The sequence below is a fragment of the Clostridium ganghwense genome (assembly GCF_026735165.1).
Lineage (GTDB): Bacteria > Bacillota > Clostridia > Clostridiales > Clostridiaceae > Clostridium_H > Clostridium_H ganghwense.
Map to the genome: position 1 here is coordinate 205,911 of NZ_JAPQES010000003.1, position 19,240 is coordinate 225,150.

Here is a 19,240-nt window from a genome sequence, read left to right on the forward strand (position 1 = left end):
TAACAATAAGTTAATATTGACAATATTCTCTAAAGGTTTTATACTTTAAAGTGACTAGATGGTCGCTTGTTGGGAGGGGATTATTTGCCAAAACAAACTTTTTTAAATCTACCTATAGAAAGACAAAAAGAAATTATTGATATATCCTTAAAAGAATTTTCAGATCACAACTTTGAAACAGCATCTATGAATAAAATAATTACTGAAATTGGTGTGGCAAAAGGAAGCTTTTATAGATATTTTGAAAATAAAAAGGATTTATATTTATTTTTGCTTGAACATGCATTAAATAAAAAAATAGACTATTTAGAAAAGAATATAGATACAACTACTACAGGAGATTTTTTTGAAATCTATAAAAGTACCGTATTTAACTATATGAAATTTGACTTAACATTTCCAATCATAAGCAAGTTTTTAAGAACTGCTGTTGAAAGTAAATATATTGAGGAAACACAAGTCCTAAACTCTCTACATGGAAAAACCTTTATAACAAATCTAGTATCAAAAGGGCAGGGGGAAGGACAGATAAAACAATCTTTAGATATTGATTTTGTGATTTTGTGCATAATGAATTTATCAGAAGCTATGCTAAACTACATAAATGTTAAACTGGGACTTAGCTATAAAGAGCTGCTTGAAATAATGGAAGGTGAAGTTACTACTTCTAAAACTGAACTACAGAATATATTTGCACAATTGATGGAGGTTTTAAAGACAGGACTAAAGCCAGCAGAAGCTTAAAATAAGCTCTGCTGGCTTTTATTATTTCTCAATTAATATATTTGCTACGTTCTTACCACCTTGTACTGCCTGCACATTGATAGTCATACCTTTATATTCTTCTTGTAAATTCTTATACTGTTTCTTTAGTTCCTGAGCATATTGATTAGCTATTTTAGTAATATTCTCTTGCTTAACTCCTTTTTTTATAATCATAGTAGCTGTTATTGTCTTTCCTTTAATATAAACCTTGCTACCAGATACAATATCTTCTTTTGTTATCTTTTCAGTCATTGCTTTATCTTCCACCTTTGCCTTTTCATCTTTTGGTGGTGCAACTGGCTTTGGTTTACCGCAAGCAGCAAGCGATGCTGAAAGGGCTAATATAGAAACTAAGGCTGTTATTTTTTTTCTTAATGATTTTTTTGTCATTTCAATATCCTCCATTATTATTTAATTGTGCATTTAATTATACTATAGTGAAAAAAATAATTCTAGTTAAGAAAAACATGTTAACATATTATTTAAAATAATGCAGCATAATAATTTATGCAATGATTTTGAGGAGGTAAAACTATGCAAAATAAAAGAAAATCCATATTATTTGTAGTTATATCAATACTTGCTTTAAACCTATTTGGCTGCGCACCAAAATCTAAATATAAAGGAACTGTATTAGAGCCTATAGATAAGCTGGTAAATGTGCTGTATTTCAATACTGGTACATATTCAGATTATAAAGCTATATTCACTAACCCTGATACTGCTTTAACCGAAGAAGAATTTAATAACTTTAGAAAAAATCCAGATAAAAATGAATTTAAATATGGGACAGATTCACCTGATGAAATTATGTCCCATATAAAAGCTATTCCAGAAAATGATAATCTCGCCACTGTATACTATTTAGAAGACGTAAATAAAACAGATGAGTCTGAATCATCTATGCAGTGGAAAGTTGAAAACAAAGCGGGAAAATGGCTTCTTAAAAATGATTAAAGATAAAGACTAATGGGTAGATAATGCCTATTAGTCTTTATTTTTTTCTTAACTGTAATATTGTAATCCCTGTTAAACTAACATCTAATAAAGATTTTCTCACTACATTACACTTTATAGAAATACCCCACTAAAAAAAGTTGTCCACTTTTTTAAACCTACTGCATATTTAAAAAATAAAGAGATTTTTTACGAAAGGAGACAACCTTACCATGAATAATAATGAAACAAAAAAGCCAAGTAGTTCTTTTGGCAATATATTTGAAAATAATAATACATACTGCAAATATGTAAAGAAAAATATAGTTCCAGTATCCAACTTTATAATTAATCCTCTATATGTAGTGGAAGGAGAAAATGAAAGTGAAATTACTTCACAAATAATATGCAAGGATGGGTCTGTATTTGAAAGAACCTTTAATCTAAACACCTTTTCAGATATTGCAAGCTTTAGAAAGTCACTAAATAATCTAAAGCTTTGTTTTGCAGGAAATATAGAACAACTTCAATATATCAAATCTATAATATCTAGCAAACCTTATAAACATATCAAAGGAGTACAAGCTGTTGGATTCCATAAAATAGATGGAGTAGAATTATTTATAACAGGAGATGCAACGGTAGACAAAAATATGAATCTCTATGAAAAAGCAGCTATGATAAGAGGCTATGAAGAACTTACTACAGATATTTTAAGATACACTGAAATCTCAAAAGATGAACTAGAAAGTATAGCAAAATCTCTATTCAACTTTAATACCCTAAACATTACTTCTACTATAATGGGCTACATAGGCAATACTTTCTTAAAAGGTAAGTTTTGTGGAAACAATATAAAATACAACCATCTGATTATAGAAGGACAGAGCGGCAGCGGCAAAAGTGAAACTCTTGAAAATATAATAATGCCCATTTTGTCTATAAGCAAAAATCCTATGAATGCCAGCGAATGTACTCCCTTTGCATTAAATAGATCTGCCAGCAGTTCAAATTTTGTACCGCTTATATTAGATGAATACAAACCAAGTAAAATGGGAGCAAATAAGCTTTCAGCTATATCCAACATAATGAGAAACTCCTACGACAAGCATACTACCATAAAAGGAGTATCTACGCTAAAAAAGAACAAGGAATTTAAGGTACAAGCCTCTTTAATCATATCTGGTGAAGGTGGAATTACTGAAACTGCCAATATTGAAAGAAGCCTTAGAGTTATATTTTCAACCTCTTTTCACAGCGAAAAAAGAGAAAAGCATATTAAACATCTAAAGAAAAACAAAGTTCTTTTAAATAAACTTGGAAAAAGTCTTTTGTCCCTAGGAATGAAGATGGACAGCCAGCAGCTTATGGAAGTTTACAATAAAATAGAAAACAGTATATGTGCAGATGTTATTAAAAATAGCAGAATTAAAAACTCTGTAGTAAATGCTTTTTTAGGTATTGTACTTATAAAAGCACTTTTTAAAACTCTAGATTTAGATTTTGAAAAATCTGTAGGACATACCATAAAAGAAATAAAAAACGCCATAATAGATAATGCTAGAAGTGATTTGTTAGATGACAGCTGTGGAAGTAAGGGTGTTATAGATTATACCCTTGAAACCATAAATAGAATGGCTATAAACGGAATAATAAATAAAGAACATGATTATGCAGTAGTAAAGGATAAAAATAAAAATACTATTTTAAAACTAAATTACATATCCTTCTACGATAGATTCTTAAAATATTGCAGAGAACACTGTATAGAGCATGAGGTGCTCCCTCTAAGCAGCTTTAAAAAGCAGCTTAGCAAGATGGAATACTGTATGAGTTTTAACAAACCGCTAAGCTTTAAAACATTCTCAGGATATATTAATGAATACAAAACCTTTAGATGTGCAGTTCTTGATGTAAACTTATTAAAAAATATAAATATTGATTTAGATTATATTTTGAATATAAATTGAAGAATTAATAATAACCCCTATATAAAAAAAGTATAATATTGATAAATTTTAGGCTGAAAGTGTTGATATGCCTAGAATTACAATATTACACCTATTTTAAAGGTCTCTAGCTAATAAGTAACCATTACATCGCCTTTATTAGTTTTAATCTTTATAGGAGTATCTTTTTTACTAGGTACAACTACTTTATTACCAGTAACATTATAATCATCTGGTTTTAAGTCATTTCCAGATACATTAACTCCTGAAACTTCTATGCCCTTTGGAAGGGTTATAGTTACTATATCACCTAATATTAAGTTATAACTTACTGTGCCCTTAGCAGTAATATCTGTTTTTGAAGATTTATTTTCTTTGTCTTCACCTGACTCTTTCACAGTAGAGCTTGTATTATTTTTATTTTGAGTATCCTGTTTTTTATTAGAAGTATTATTAGAATCAGAAGATTTTTTATCTGATGCTGATTTGTCAGAATTAACAGCTTCAACTTTTTCTACAGGTTTAACATTATCTTTAACACTACTATTAGATTTTGAACTACACCCAACTAATGATATTAATGACGCTATTACTAAACTTGTTGCTATATTTTTTATCGATTTCTTATTCATTTAAACTTTCCTCCATGTTACTTAAATTATCCATACAAACATATTATAATTACCTCAATTAAATAATTAAGTTAATTAATTTTATTATTTGCAAATTTAACAGATAATTTTTCTAAATTATATTGACTTAAATCTAATTTATCAGTATTGACAACAATATTAAATATCTTAGCCTTTAGTGAACTTACTTCTAGTGACTCAATATTTAAAATATCAGACCAAATAATTTTATTATCAGCATCATAAAGTGTTAATGGAAGCTTTTCGACTTTAATTTTTTTATTATGACCATTACGTATTACAATTGCAATATATATTTTGTTGTCAACTTCTATTTTTATATCATATGTATTTAAACTTATATCTCCTCGTTTTAATAAAGGAAGATTTTCTAAATACTCATTAAGTTTGTTTTTTAGTGATACTGCTAGATTATCTGGAGCATTTTCATATGCTACCTTAACAGTTTTTAAAGCTTGGATATTTCCTCCAAAAACAATTTTACAATTATCCTTTGATACTTCCTCAGCAAATACATTTTCTTTATCAAAAAGCAACTTCCAAGGTCTTGCACTTAAAGGAGGGATATCTCCTATTTCTCTTAAATCAAAAATTTGACTAGCTAGTACATTTTCATTACTATCTATTATAGATATAGGAATTTTATCAAAATTAATTTTTTTCTTAAGTCCATTTCTAAAAAAAATACTTGCTTCTAATTTGTCACCTAAGTCAAAAATATAAGAAGTACTAATATTTATATCATTCTCTTTTATATCTGGAAATTTTTCTAACTCATCGTTTATTAGTTCTTTTTGCAGTTTTGACATTATTTCACTAGCTTTTTGATCTAGTGATAATTCTAATTGAACATCTTTTTTTTCGTTATTTAGTTGATTTTTGCTACTCATAATTACCTCCATATCTCTAAAATTTTCATAAATATAGTATATCATCAAAGGGTACAGATTAAAATATATTATAGATAATATTTACTATTTTTAATAAATAGAGTTATAATTAGAAAACTTTACAATATAAAAAGACCGATGGATATAAAGATACCCATCAGCCTTTTAGATATGTTATTTCGATATGATTATTTAGTTTTCACTGCAAGATGTGAGTGCAGTATGTTTATGAATTTAAGATATGATTTTTTTGAAAAGTTTCCGTTCATTTATTTGAATTTGAGAAGGATTGCTAACTATTCAGCAGCTTTTACTGTTATTGTTGTAACATCTACAGGAACAGTTTTTCCGTCAGCTGTTATAGTAATTACTATTTCTCCTTTATCATCAGCAGCACCAGAAGTAACTTTTAGTTTTGAATCAGCAATAGCAACTTTTCTTGCAGTATCGCCAACTTTATTAGTTACAGCTGATTTTGCATTAATCATACCTAATGTAATATCATCATCTGCAGAATATCCGTCATTAGCAACTTCTATATAGATAGTTCCATCTGCATTTATTTCAACTTTGTCATCACCTGTTATTGCTACATCTTTAACTATATTATTTAAAGCTAGTTCTCCATCTCCAGCCATTGTTAAGTCTGAACCAAAAGTAACTCCTGTCATTGATGGTGTTGAATCTTCAACTTTAACTGTATATGAAGCTCTAACTACTGTTCCTTCTAAAATATTAATTGTAGCTGTACCTGTCTTAGTACCAGCTGCAACTGATATAGCACCCTTTGCATCAACTGCTACAGTAGCTATATCCTTGTCTGAAGTAGTTACAGCATAAGTTTTTCCTGTTTCTGCTATATCAGTTTCGGCTCCAACTAAGTATCCATTTTCATTATATTTATTATAGCTTAATACAATTTTATTATCTTCGGCATTATATATATCTATAACATTATCTTCAGCACTAGTTTCTAATTTTCTTGTTACATTTTCACCAATAGCTTCAACTGAAACTGGTATACTTAATAACGTCTTGTCATCTGATTTAATTTCAATGTTACCTGTTCCGACTTTAGCTGCCTCTGCTGTTACAGTTAATTCAACTTTTCCATCCTTATTGGAAGCATCTGGATTAGCTATAGTTGCTATCTTATCTTCTGTTCCTGTTTTTACAACATTGATAGCATCTAAATCAAGTCCTGCAAATAAATCATCATATTGGTCTTTAACAACAAGATTTACTACTTTTTCACCACTATTTACAAGTTTAACATTTGTAGCATCTGCAGTTACAGTAGTAGCTTTTCTACTTTCAGCAACAATTACTACAGGTACTTCTAAAGAAACATCACCTTTAGTAATTGTAAGTACTACTGAACCTGGTGATACTGGAGTTATCTTTCCACTAGCATCAATAAGAACTACTTTATTGTCAGATGATTTGAAAGTTGCATCTGCAATTGTTGAGTCTTCTGTTCCAGCTAATAAAGTTCCTTTAACATCTCCAAGTGTAACTACGTCATCTAAAGCAATTTTTCCGCTCTTAATTTCCACAGCTTTATTTGTTTTTAAAGTATATGAAGTAATTTCTGTTACTGTTGTAGCATAATCAACAACTGTAACCTTTACTAAATCAGATTTAGCAACTTCTTTTCCGTCTTTAGAAATCACAACTTCATATTCAAAAGTTGTTGCTGCTACTAAAGCATCTGCAATTTTTCCATCTGCTGCAACTTTTGCGCTAGTTGAATTAAACTTTACAGTATAACCAGCTTCAGTTAATTTTGCAACATCAGCAGCTTCAGTTTTACCGTTAATAGCAAACTTTAATTGTTGACCTGCCTTAGCATCAATTGACTCAGTAATAGCTTTAACTGAATTTACCACTAATCCTTGATTAAAATCATCTGCTGGTCCTACTTCTTTAACTGTTTCTACAGCTTTAAATATGTTTTCAGCAGTTCTATCTCCTTCAGGTATTGCTCCAACTTTTGTATTAACTTCTGCAAAATTATATACTTTTCCATTATGTTCATAACCATATTGATCTGCAGTTAATGCAGTATCGAATGCAAAATGCATTTTTTCTTTAAAACTTTGGCTGTGGCTTAATACCATTTCTTTAGTATCTAATTTATAAAAATCACCATCTGCTGCAAATGCTGTATCTACAGTAGCCATTGTCATAATCCCTGCTATTGCAGCTGTTGATAATACTGCTACATATTTATTCTTATTCAACGTTGACTCCTCCTCTTATTTTCAATGTTAGATTTCTCTTGAAACTAGAATAGCTTCAAGAGAAATCTTAATATTGTTCTTATCTATAATTAGAATTTTACAGTTACATCTTTTTCGTCTGCTGTAATTACGATATTACTCTTTGATGTAGCTTGTAAAGTGATTGTATTTCCTTTTTTAACCATATCATCTTCAGTTAAAACAGTGTCATCTACTTTTACTGCAGTAACTTTGCTCATATCTGAAACAGTAACTGATACTACATTACCACCTATAGCTATGTTATAGCCTAAGTCTTTTCCAACTGCAGTAAATACTCCAGCTGCTGCTTTAACTTCAGCAATTTTATCTTCTACAGCTTTAATGTTAGCATAATTAGTTAATTCAGAAGTTTTAGCTCCTAAATCTGTTGCTTTTTTAACTTCAGCTTTAGCTGCATCTACTTTAGCTTGTGCTGCATCAGCTGTATCAACTGTTATAGTATCAACTGCTGGTAATGCTGCTATTGCTACATTAGCTGCTTTAATTGCTTTTTCTTTTGCAGTTTCTTCTGGTGTAGCAGCATCTTCATCTACGATTTCTACTGCAGCATCAACTTTAGCTCTATTAACATCTGAAGCTGTATCAAATAATTCATTAGAACCAGTTGTAACTCCTAATTCTTTGAAGTCAGCTATCTTAGTATAGTTATCGCCAGCATCAGTTGAATCAAGTGTTAATAATATTGCACTGTTTGATCCAAATTCACCATCTACAAGTTTAGCATCTTTTACATCTACATCATCATCATCAGTTTTGAATGTGTGTTCGTTAATGTTAGCTGAAGATAATGATTCTTGGAATTCTAATCTTACAACAGCTTTATGAGTGTCATTGTCATAGCTAACTATTTTTACTGCATCATCAAAATCATCTCTATCATCTAATGGCACATTAAATTTAACTTCTGTTGTTGATTCTTCATCGCTATCTTGTTTTAATTTAGCTAATGCAGGAGCAATTTCATCTTTAAGAGTCCATTCTTTGCTTCCAATTAATGTATCTCCATAGTTATTTTCTGATTCAGGAGTTGGTACAGTTTTAACTATGAAATCGTAACCGCCTTTATATTTTCCATCATATTGTAATTCATCATCGTCTTTTAATGTATAAGTTACAATTGTTTTACCATTATCTTTCTTTATGTCTGTAGAAGATGGTGTTACTTCTTCAAATTTGTTATCTGCATTATAGTAACCAAGTTTAATATCTGATTTTTCAATTTTTAATTCATCAGCAAAGATTACTTTTACAGTTTCTGAATCTACTGCTATTGGTCTGTCATCATCTTCGTCTAATCCAATATTTGTATCTTTTGATTTAACATCAATACCAGAGAATACAGTACTCTTGTTTTCATTAGCATCTTCTACTTTATTTACTTTTAAAGTAAGTTTTGCATTTTCAAAGTTAAATCTGTCATCTAAATCTTCATTATTTCCTGGAAGTTTGATTTCAGCTTTATGAGCATCTTCTACTGCTTTTATGCTAGCATCATCATAGTCATCTAAGCCAATTTCATATGTTTCTCCACCTTTAACTATTGTTAAGTCATAGTTTTCAAGGTTATTGATAGCATATCTGCTTCCATCAGCTAACATTTTCTTGTCAAAGTCAACAACTATTTTTTGACTGCTCTTATGAGCATCATAGTATCTTACTTTTATATCTGATTTTGAAACTGCATCAGCATCTTTAGCTGTAAATTCTTTAGTTACATCAGAAATTTTGTTTTCAGCTTTATCTTCAACATCTTCTATAGATACTTTATATTTGTCTCCATCTTCTAAGTCTTTTCCTAGAGTTAATGTAACTTCATCGCCATCTAATTCAGCTTTAGCTACTCTTACAGTCTTATCGTCTTTATCTTTAACACTATAGTTTGATGATTTTTCAGCTGATTTTTTATCCATGTCTTCTGTGAAAGTTATAACTATTTTTCTATTTGAATCTTCATCTTGTTCAAGTTCTTTAATTTCTGGTTTAGTCATGTCTTTAGTTACTTTAACTTTTACATTTAAATCATTGTTTTTCTTTTCCCATAGATCTTGTAATACATCAGCTTCTACGAATACATATGCTGTTTCAGGTAATAAATCATCTGAATTGAAATGTAAAGTAACTTTGTTTCCATCTATTTCAATAGCTTCTGCTTCATTTTTAGCTGAAGAATGATAGAAAGAATCAAATATGTCATTGCTGCTTCCTACTTCTTTAAATTCTTTATTATCTTTATCAGTATTATATTTAGAATCAACATTGCTCTTAACTATTTTAGTATCATCTTCAAAATCTGTGAATTTAACATCTTTGTTAAATACTAAAGTAATTTCGCTATCTTTAGCTTTTTCATAACCAACTATAGCTAAATCTTCTTTATTAACATCTACTGTTGTTTTAAATGTGCCTTTCTTTAATGAATATCCAGCATAGTCTACAGCTTCTGATTTAACTTTAACTGTTAATTCTTTTCCATCTTTTAAGTCACTGTAAAGAACGATGTTTAATTCTTTACCGTTGTCGATAGGATCAACTTTTTCTATTGAATAATCACCATCGTTAACTTCAAAAGCTTCATCTAATTCTGTATATAAATCTTTAAAATCGTTACTTTCTCTCTTTTTAGCAACTACTGGTTCAGATAATTTCACTTTTATTGTTCTGATACCAGCAACTTCAACTGATTCAACTTCAGGAGTTTCAAAGTCTTCAACTTTGAAGTCTTTTTTAACTTCTTGTCCTGTAATGTTTTCATCAAAAATTAAAGTATATTTAGTTTGGTTTTGATAATTGTCTTCTTCATCGTCTCCAAGTTTAGAGTAGTCTACTGTTAATATAGCTTCTTTTGAACCTTCTTCCATGTCAACAGCTTTGAATACATCTTCTATTTCATTACCTTCAAGATTTTCTAATTTGTAGTTTTCTACATCAGTTGCTTCGTCTTTAGCATCTTCAGTTAGAACTTTGTTAAATGTAACTTTTACTTGTGCAGCATTAATAGCACTTACTGATGTAACTTTTAAGTCACCAGTTTGAGAATCGTCTCCATCATATACAACTTCACCATCAACAAGAGTTGCTTTTTTAACTGTAGGAATTTCTACAACTTCAGCTTCTTCTGATTCAGTGAAAGTATCTAATGCGAAAGATTTAGTGTCATCAGTTTGAGCAGCTAAGAAAGCTTGCTTTGCTGATTCATAGCTTACATATCCTTTAACATCATCGTTGAATGAATGTAATCCGTTTTCTTTCATTTTTCCTGCGAAATCTTCGTATAATTCTGCTCCTTCTTGTTCAGTTTGAGCAGCTAAGAATGATTTTGTTAAATCAGCTCTGTCATATTGGAAAACATCTTCCCCTACTTTAACTTGATAAGAATCAACTTTTGCAAAAGCTTGAGATGATAAAGCAGCTGATGCTACTAATCCAGCTAATGCTGCTGTTGAAAGAACTTTAACAGCTTTTCTTTGTTTTGCCATAATTAAGTTACCTCCCTGGATATTATATTTAAAATAATATATTTTTAAATTTAATAATTAATTAATTTAGTTAGTTTGATTATTTTGCTTCAACAACCGCTCCAGCTTTAATAGCTTCTTCGTCTGTTGAGTTAACTACTCCGTTGAATATTCCTTTTGATTCAACATATTCTAATTCTGTTCCTAAAACAGTTACTTTGTAGTCTTGTGGAGTTTCAGTATCTAATTTAACTTCAACATATCTGTCAAATCCAGTCATTGTTGCTCCAACTGTTACTGTTGCGTCTACATCTACTTTTGGAGCTGCTACTAATTTAACTTCTGCTCCAGCTTTGATAGCTTCTTCATCAGTTGAGTTAACTACTCCGTTGAAGATTCCTTTTGATGCAACATATTCTAATTCTGTTCCTAAAACAGATACTTTGTAATCTTCTGGTTTGTCAGTGTCTAATTTAACTTCAACATATCTGTCAAATCCAGTCATTGTTGCTCCAACTGTTACTGTTGCAGTTGGTAATTCAGTTGATTGTCCTTCTGTTACTGTTACAGCTTTAAGAACCCAACCGTCATATTTGTTTGTGCTGTCAGCTTTCTTACCCCAAACGTCAACAAGGTAAACACCTGGTTTTTCGAATTTGTAAGTAGTAGCTTCAGCGCCTTCGTATGAATCATCTATCATCCATCCTTCTGCTCTTACTGGAACTGATGGATCGTAGATGTGTAATTTATATTGATCGTCTCCTTGAAGAGTTACGCTTTCACCTACTTTGTAAGTGTCTTTAATTCCTAGTTCGTCCATGTTTGCTCTTTCAGCAAAATATCCATCTTTTTGGATTTTGAAGTTTCTTACAGCATAGCTGTCAAATTTAGCTTCTGAACCAGCTTTTCTTACCCAGATAGAAGCTTTGTATGATCCTGCTTCTAAGTCAGCAATTGTTGCTGGTACGAAAGGATTTGTTCCTACTTCTGATAATTGGTAACCATCAGTAAGTTCTATCCATTTACCTGTTTTAACATTTTGAGCCCATACTCTGTACTCAACTGCTTCATTAGTACTTGCTTGAAGAGCAAATTCCATTTTGTTATCAGTTTCAATCATTGTTCTTGCTGGTGCTGCATAAGTTACTGCTACTTTAGTGTCTGCTACTGCTTTAGTTGCTGGACTAGCTACTGCAACTCCTGATGCTACTAGTACTGCAGCTAAAAGCATGCTCATTTTCTTTTTAACCACTTTAATTCCCTCCCATTTTGATTAAATTAAAAGTTTTATAATTTTTTAAATTATTAACTAATTGATTGAATAATTTATATGAAATTGGGAAACATAACTCATATAAAATTATATTTCCTTATTATCATCTTAACTCAAAAATAATTTTAGTGCATTATTTCAATATTCTACAATGAAAGAAAATTTCCTTCTTTTTCTCTGTAAAATCTTGATTTTTAATGCGAAATGTATCTATTCATGCCTTGTTGTCGTGTGTGGCAACTTAGCACATTAATAATTATATAGGTTTTTGTCCTATATATCAACATAAATTATACATTTCATGCGTGGTAATTAATAACATAGATTGTTTTACCACTTTCTCTTATTCATTTCATAAAATTTACCTTATCGTTATGATTTTATACTATCTTGGCATAAAATGCAATACTTTTCATTGATTCTTTTACATTTCACGGGTATTACCTTATATCTTATTTTCTTATCTTCATAAATATTCTTAGGAGTTTTTAGAGCTTTTATCTCTTCTCTCCCTGTCCTATTTATTTTTCGTTCTTAATGTCCCTTACTTTATACCCTTTTTATTAGTAATGTTTTCTAAAGAATGTAAGGTTTTATGCCCTTTTCCATCTTCTTCATTTTCATTGATAATGCAAAGGTTTCAGATGTTTAATCTCATTTCCTTTTGTCTTATATCATTTTTCGATATTAAGTTCCCTTACTTTATACCTTTTTTCTTAGCAATGTTTTCTAAAAGATGTAGACTTTATGTCTGTATTTGTTCATTTTCACTTAGTATTACGTATTTATTTTATAAAAAGTTACTCATTAGTCATAAAAACTTTAATTTTTTTTATTATTTATTATAAAATTTCTTTAGGTTGAATATTACTACTATAATTAACAAAATATATTCTAGGTAAATACTTTATTATTATAAATGTGATTGAGGGGTTATGAAATTGAAAAGTAAATTAAACAAATCTGTTTTTCTAAGGCTGTTAAACAAGTTAAGAGAAGATGATATTTTTGCTTTAGGCTCCCAACTTGCCTACAGCTTGCTTTTAGCATTTTTTCCTTTTCTCATTTTTTTAATGACTGTTATTGGCTTTAGTTCTGTAACAAGCAGCGATGTTCTATTTAACCTAGAAAAGATATTACCTGGACCTGCATATGAATTAATTTCTACTACTATAGTAGAAATCTTTGATTCTCAAAATAGTGATTTGCTGTCCTTCAGTTTACTTATTACTATTTGGGTATCTTCTAATGGATTTTATGCTGTTATAAAAGGACTTAATAAAGCTTATGCTGATAATGAAGAGCGTCCTTTTTGGAAGCTTCGTATTACATCAATTTTATGTACATTTGTTCTTATTTTGATGATTATATTTTCTTTGCTTCTTTTAGTGCTTGGAAATTTACTCGGAATTTATTTAACTAGGTGGCTGAATCTGTCTTCGAGCTTTAATCTGTTTTGGCAAATTTTAAGATATATTCTTACACTTATATCTATGGTGTTTACTTTTGCTATCATTTATATACTTACGCCTACTAGGAACTTAGTTCTTAAGCAAGTTCTGCCTGGAGCTGTTTTTGCTACTATAGGCTGGATTCTTGTTTCTATAGGTTTTGCTTTTTACGTGGATAATTTTAATAACTATTCCCGAGTCTACGGAAGCATAGGTGCTGTTATTATTCTTATGATATGGTTATTTTTAAGTTCAGTTATTCTTCTTATTGGAGGCGAGATTAACAGTCTATATAATGATACAAAAAATAAATTGACCAGTTGAGAATTGTCAACTGGTCAATTTGTTTTTATACTGTTAATTCTTTTTTTCTTCTCTTCTTTCTAAACCTTCTAGTTCTAAGGTCATCAAATAAAGTATACACTACAGGTATAAATACTAAAGTTAATACTGTAGAGAATAATAGTCCTGAAATAACTACTACCGCCATTGGCGCTTGCATTTCTGAACCTTCTGCAATACCTAGTGCCATAGGTAAAAGTCCTAACATTGTTGTTAAGGCAGTCATTAAAATAGGTCTTAGTCTTGTTGGACCTGCAGTAAGAATAGCTTCTTCTCTTTCTTCTCCTCTGCTTCGCCTTATGTTTATATAGTCTATTAAAACTATGGCATTATTAACTACTATACCCGAAAGAACTATAACTCCTAAGAAAGCTGGAACAGATAAAGTTTTTCCTGTTACAAATAGTCCTAAAGCTCCTCCTGCAAGAGCTAATGGTACTGTGAACATAATTATAAATGGATTTAATAAGGATTCAAATTGTGAAGCTAGTATCATATATACAAGAAGCACAGCAACTATTAACGCTTGAGCTAAGCTAATAAATGCTTCCATCATTTCTTTATTGTCTCCACCTATTTCATATCTGTATCCCTGCGGCATCTCTATCTTACTTATACGCTGGTTAACATCTTTCATAACACTACTTAAGTCTCTACCATATATTTGGCTTGAAACAGTTAGAACTCTTGTTTGATTTTCCCTTTGTATCTGTACAGGCCCTTTTTCTATTTTTACATCTGCTACTAGGTTTAATGGTATACTCATTCCACTAGCAGTTTTAATATTTATATTTTGAAGGTTTGATATACTTTCTCTGTATATTTCATCCCCTTTTACAACTACATCTATTTCATCACCATCAGCAAGCTTGTATGTGGTAGCTGTTTTACCTGAGATAACCATATCTACTTGTGATGCAACTGTTCCTGCTGTAATTCCATATTGAGATGCATTTTTTCTATTCAATTTTATTCTTACTTCTGGTTTTCCTTCTCCAAAACTTGTTTCTACTTCTCTTGTTCCTTTTACTTTAGAAATCTCCCCTACAAATTTATCTCCTAATTCTTGAAGAGTATCTAAGTTGTCACCTTCTATTTTTATGGATACAGGAGATGAGCTTCCCCCCATAGCCTGCTGAGAGCTAAAGCTTAGTTCAGCACCTGGAACATCTTTAGTTTCTTTTCTTACCCAGTCTACAATTTCATCTGTGCTTCTTTTTCTTTCTTTAAGATCTTTTAATTTAACTGAAATTGAAGCTTGATTTTTACCACTTTGTCCAAACATAGAAGCTCCACCTATTTGTACATATACTGTATCTATCTCTTTTACTTTTTCAAGTACAGCTTCTATTTGATTTGTAACTTCTTGCGTATCATTAAGGTTTGCTCCTATTGGAAGCTCTGCATTTATTGTAAACTGCCCCATATCTGATGCTGGCATAAATTCAGCTCCAACCATAGTTAAAGACAGCATACTTACTATAAATATTGCTATACCTGCAAATACTGTAGATTTTCTGTGTTTTAATGCCCATTTCAATATCTTTTTATATTTTGTTTCTACAGAGATAAAGCCTCTTTCAAAAGCATCTCCAATCTTTGTGAATATATTTGTTTTTCTTACTACATCTGCCCCTTCTATTATTTTTTCTTCTTTTAATAATTTAGAAGAAAGCATTGGTATAAGTGTAAGTGCTATTATTAATGAAGCAACTAGTGAGAATATAACTGTCAAAGATAATTCTTTAAACATCATTCCAGTTATACCAGCAGTAAACATTATAGGGAAAAATACTGCTATGGTAGTAAGTGTAGATGCTATAACTGACATTGTTACTTCCGATGCACCCTTGACTGCTGCTTCTTTTACTGGATATCCTTCCTGTATGAATCGATATATATTTTCAAGTACAACTATGGCGTTATCCACCAGCATACCTATTCCCAGTGATAACCCTCCAAGAGTCATTAAGTTAAGTGTTATATTATTAAGATATAATAAGCAAAATGTACCTATTATAGAAATTGGTATAGCTGTTCCTATTATTAATGTACTTCTTATATTTCTTAAGAAAACTAATAGAACTAAAATCGCTAACAATCCACCTTGGATTGCAACACCTGAAACACCATCTATGGATTTATTTATTGGTTCTGCCATGTCCATTAGAATTCTAATATCTAAATCTGGATAGGCTTTTTTAAGGTTTTCTACCTCTTTTTTTACCCCCTCAGCTACTTCAACTGTATTTGCATCGGATTGTTTTTGTATACTTATACTTAAACAAGTTTCTTTATTAGCTGTGGATATTTGACTTACTTCCTTATTATTACGGTTTACTTCTGCTACGTCTTTTAATGTAATAACTCCACCAGTTTGAAGTGGTATCGGAATTTCTTTTACTTCTTCAACAGATTTAAATTCCCCCATAGTTCTTACTAACAGTTCCTGATTACCTTTATATACTTGACCAGAAGGTAAATTTAAATTTTCTCCACGTAATATATTAGAAATATAATCTATACTAAGGCCGTACCCCTGAAGTCTTTCTTCATTTACTCTTATCTCTATCTGTTCTTCTACTCCTCCAGATATATCAGCTGAGGCAACACCCTTTACTCTTTCAAGCTTGGATTGAATATTTTCTTCTACTATATTTTGTAGTTTAGCTAGGTCCTTAGCTTTTTTTTCAGTTACGCCTAAAATCATAATCGCTTGAGCATTTGGGTCTATTTTCATAACCATAGGGTTCTTAACACCATCTGGAAGATACCCTTTAATCATGTCTACTTTTTCTCTCATATGAAGAGCTGCAAACTCCATATCTGTACCATCTTTAAATTCTGCTATGATAAGAGAATTTCCTTCACTATTTCTAGAGCTTACCTTATCTATACCTTGTACTGTAGCTATCGCTTGTTCTATAGGTTTTGTTACAAGCTTCTCTACTTCTTCAGGTCCTACATTTGGGTAGGATGTAGATACAATAGCTATTGGCAACTCTATCTTTGGGAACATGTCTACAGACAATCCCAAAAGAGATATTGTACCGAAAAGTATGATAATAAGCATGCACATTATTGTTGTTACAGGTCTTTTAACAGAGAATTGAGGCAAATTCACTATTTTTCACCCCCCACTCCATTTTCTTTAGGAGTTTTATCATCGATAATTTTTACATTAGAACTGTTTTGTACATATTGTTGTCCTTTTACAATAATTTGTTCTCCTTCTTGTATTCCGCTTTTTATTTCTGTATATTTTCCATTATCCATTCCTACTTCAACTTCTTTTTTATGAGCTTTTCCATCTTTCACTACATATATAATAGTCTTTCCTTCTTCTACAAGTATGGCTTCACTCTTAACTACTATTACATTGTTTATAAAGTCTGTCTTGAAGTAAACTTTACCAAACATTCCTGGTTTAATTCTATGATCTTTGTTGTCCATTTCTATTTTTACAGCATACAAATTAGTTCTTGAATCTGCTGCTGGACTTATAGTATATATTTTACCTTTTACTTCTTTTGCACCTATAGATGCTATATCTACATCAACTTCACTGCCTTTTTTTAATTTGTTAACTAAGTTTTCTGTTACACTAACTTCAACATAAACCTTATCCATGTTAACAATAGTCATAGCTGGCTGTGCATTTGATGCCATTTCTCCTTTTTCAATGGTTATACTTGATACCATCCCACTAATAGGCGATGTAACTGTCATATCATTTAAAGCCTGTACTGCTTGGTTATAGCCAACTTGAGCTTGACTATATCCTGCTTGAGCTTGTTTAACACCAACATTTGAATTCTGAGATGATGCCATTGTTTGTTCAAAAGATTTTTTTGCTTGATTATATCCTGCTTCTGCTTGATTAAGCTGTGCTTTAAATATTTCTATGGAATTATCAGAAGCTGCAAGTTGTGCCTGCTCATATTCAGCCTTTGAAACTATTCCTTGTTCATAAAGACTTTTTACTCTTTCTAAATTAAGCTTTGCATTTTGAATTTTTTCATTATTCAATTCATAACTTGCTTTTGCAGTTTCATAAGAAGCTTTTGCAGATTCAAGCCCTGCTTTTGCCGTTTCTATACCTTTATCTGTAGAAGTTACACCAACTTGTGCTTGTTCAACTGCAGCAGATGCTGAATCTAAACCCGCTTTTGCTTGCTGAACTTTATTTTGTGCATCTGTTTTATCTAGAGTAAATAACGTTGTGCCTACATTTACAGCATCTCCAACTTTTACCCCTACACTCTCTACCTTTCCAGGTATTTTAGGTAAAATTACTGTGTCCTTATCTGCGGTAATTTTACCTGTTATAACAACAGAATTATATAATTGATCTCTTTTAATATTTTCAACTTTAACTGGTGTGTAATTTTCCTCCTGAGCTTGAGCTGCATTTTTAGTTCCTTTACCGCATCCAGTTAAAATACCCATTCCCAAAACCAATGCCATTCCTATTGATAGTGCTCTTTTTTTCATTCTGGCTCCTCCCCGTAACATGATTTTATTTATTTGTTTTTATGAATCTTGTTCATAAAAAAACATACCCATAATTAGACCCAACTATTCTTAATGTATTACATTCAGGTAAATTTGTCAAGTAAATACATTTGAGCATTGAGTAAAATTATGGGGCATATTAAAATTTCTACATATATATAATTTTAAATAATTCGTTCAAGAATTTAATATTTTTTTCTTTTTCATCTTGATATCTAAAATGTTCTATTGCTGTTAATATAACAAAAGCTTCACTAAATCTATCTTCCATGTCCTCACTAATCTTGAGCCCATGCTTTTCTTTGATTTTAGATATTATGTCTTGCATCATTGCAGTTAATCGTCCAAAGAACTCTTTTCTTATATCTATCATCATTTCAAATTCCCTTTGGGATGTAGTATTTCTTAAATGACGATCAATGCCTTTTCTAATATTTAGATCCTGATGTACTATTTCAATAAATAAATTCACCTTTTCCACTGGTTCATTTGGTATTTTCATTGCTTTCTCTAATTTACATACTGTATCCTGCCAGCTCAACTTTAACACACTTATAAAAAGTTGGTTTTTATTTTTATAATAATTGTATAAAGTCCCTACACCTACACCAGCCTTTTGTGCAATTTTTCTCATATCTATACTTTCCCATCCACCTTCATTAAAAAGTTCATAGGCTGCATTTAGTATCTTTGTTTCTATGTCTTCTATAATTTTAGGCACAAAAA

The 19,240-nt window shown here is 30.6% G+C and carries 13 protein-coding genes; 4 read left to right on the top strand and 9 right to left on the bottom strand.

Annotated features, from left to right (window positions below):
- The first annotated feature begins 84 nt into the window (after positions 1-84).
- Positions 85-744, top strand: a complete 660-nt coding sequence (locus OXH55_RS10135; protein ID WP_268049822.1) for a TetR/AcrR family transcriptional regulator — start codon at positions 85-87, stop codon at positions 742-744.
- A 21-nt stretch (positions 745-765) separates the two neighbouring features.
- Here OXH55_RS10135 and OXH55_RS10140 read toward each other — a convergent pair whose 3' ends face one another.
- Positions 766-1,155: a hypothetical protein gene (locus tag OXH55_RS10140; protein ID WP_268049823.1), complete on the bottom strand. Its 390-nt coding sequence runs from the start codon at positions 1,153-1,155 to the stop codon at positions 766-768.
- A 144-nt stretch (positions 1,156-1,299) separates the two neighbouring features.
- Between OXH55_RS10140 and OXH55_RS10145 the strand changes: the two genes are divergently transcribed.
- Both OXH55_RS10145 and OXH55_RS10150 read left to right on the top strand, forming a co-directional pair.
- On the top strand, positions 1,300-1,722 hold the full coding sequence (locus OXH55_RS10145; RefSeq protein ID WP_268049824.1) for a hypothetical protein: 423 nt from the start codon (positions 1,300-1,302) through the stop codon (positions 1,720-1,722).
- 212 nt (positions 1,723-1,934) lie between these two features.
- Entirely contained in the window at positions 1,935-3,671 is a 1,737-nt protein-coding gene (locus OXH55_RS10150; protein ID WP_268049825.1) for a hypothetical protein, read from the top strand.
- A gap of 110 nt (positions 3,672-3,781) precedes the next feature.
- On the opposite strand, the gene OXH55_RS10155 is transcribed toward OXH55_RS10150, so the two are convergent.
- The 5 genes from OXH55_RS10155 to OXH55_RS10175 form a co-directional block, all read right to left on the bottom strand.
- On the bottom strand, positions 3,782-4,282 hold the full coding sequence (locus OXH55_RS10155; protein ID WP_268049826.1) for a hypothetical protein: 501 nt from the start codon (positions 4,280-4,282) through the stop codon (positions 3,782-3,784).
- Positions 4,283-4,353: 71 nt separating this feature from the next.
- On the bottom strand, positions 4,354-5,193 hold the full coding sequence (locus OXH55_RS10160) for an SLAP domain-containing protein (RefSeq protein ID WP_268049827.1): 840 nt from the start codon (positions 5,191-5,193) through the stop codon (positions 4,354-4,356).
- Between the two features lie 296 nt (positions 5,194-5,489).
- Complete coding sequence (locus OXH55_RS10165; RefSeq protein ID WP_268049828.1) at positions 5,490-7,436, bottom strand: hypothetical protein; 1,947 nt, start codon at positions 7,434-7,436, stop codon at positions 5,490-5,492.
- A gap of 89 nt (positions 7,437-7,525) precedes the next feature.
- The gene (locus OXH55_RS10170; protein WP_268049829.1) at positions 7,526-10,954 is read right to left on the bottom strand and encodes an Ig-like domain-containing domain; all 3,429 of its coding nucleotides are present in this window, start codon (positions 10,952-10,954) and stop codon (positions 7,526-7,528) included.
- A 79-nt stretch (positions 10,955-11,033) separates the two neighbouring features.
- On the bottom strand, positions 11,034-12,185 hold the full coding sequence (locus tag OXH55_RS10175; RefSeq protein ID WP_268049830.1) for a hypothetical protein: 1,152 nt from the start codon (positions 12,183-12,185) through the stop codon (positions 11,034-11,036).
- A 956-nt stretch (positions 12,186-13,141) separates the two neighbouring features.
- Between OXH55_RS10175 and OXH55_RS10180 the strand changes: the two genes are divergently transcribed.
- Positions 13,142-13,981: a YihY/virulence factor BrkB family protein gene (locus tag OXH55_RS10180; protein WP_268049831.1), complete on the top strand. Its 840-nt coding sequence runs from the start codon at positions 13,142-13,144 to the stop codon at positions 13,979-13,981.
- Positions 13,982-14,006: 25 nt separating this feature from the next.
- On the opposite strand, the gene OXH55_RS10185 is transcribed toward OXH55_RS10180, so the two are convergent.
- From OXH55_RS10185 to OXH55_RS10195, 3 genes are all read right to left on the bottom strand, one after another.
- On the bottom strand, positions 14,007-17,123 hold the full coding sequence (locus OXH55_RS10185; protein WP_268049832.1) for an efflux RND transporter permease subunit: 3,117 nt from the start codon (positions 17,121-17,123) through the stop codon (positions 14,007-14,009).
- Positions 17,123-18,493: an efflux RND transporter periplasmic adaptor subunit gene (locus OXH55_RS10190; protein WP_268049833.1), complete on the bottom strand. Its 1,371-nt coding sequence runs from the start codon at positions 18,491-18,493 to the stop codon at positions 17,123-17,125. The genes OXH55_RS10185 and OXH55_RS10190 overlap by 1 nt, the downstream gene beginning before the upstream one ends.
- Positions 18,494-18,662: 169 nt before the next feature.
- Positions 18,663-19,235: a TetR/AcrR family transcriptional regulator gene (locus tag OXH55_RS10195; protein WP_268049834.1), complete on the bottom strand. Its 573-nt coding sequence runs from the start codon at positions 19,233-19,235 to the stop codon at positions 18,663-18,665.
- Positions 19,236-19,240 lie beyond the last annotated feature (5 nt).

Bases quoted from the DNA above. Each gene is read 5' to 3' on its own strand.
- OXH55_RS10160 (WP_268049827.1), bottom strand. From the start codon at position 5,193: ATGAGTAGCAAAAATCAACTAAATAACGAAAAAAAAGATGTTCAATTA.
- OXH55_RS10150 (WP_268049825.1), top strand. From the start codon at position 1,935: ATGAATAATAATGAAACAAAAAAGCCAAGTAGTTCTTTTGGCAATATA.
- OXH55_RS10180 (WP_268049831.1), top strand. From the start codon at position 13,142: ATGAAATTGAAAAGTAAATTAAACAAATCTGTTTTTCTAAGGCTGTTA.
- OXH55_RS10155 (WP_268049826.1), bottom strand. From the start codon at position 4,282: ATGAATAAGAAATCGATAAAAAATATAGCAACAAGTTTAGTAATAGCG.
- OXH55_RS10145 (WP_268049824.1), top strand. From the start codon at position 1,300: ATGCAAAATAAAAGAAAATCCATATTATTTGTAGTTATATCAATACTT.
- OXH55_RS10140 (WP_268049823.1), bottom strand. From the start codon at position 1,155: ATGACAAAAAAATCATTAAGAAAAAAAATAACAGCCTTAGTTTCTATA.
- OXH55_RS10190 (WP_268049833.1), bottom strand. From the start codon at position 18,493: ATGAAAAAAAGAGCACTATCAATAGGAATGGCATTGGTTTTGGGAATG.
- OXH55_RS10170 (WP_268049829.1), bottom strand. From the start codon at position 10,954: ATGGCAAAACAAAGAAAAGCTGTTAAAGTTCTTTCAACAGCAGCATTA.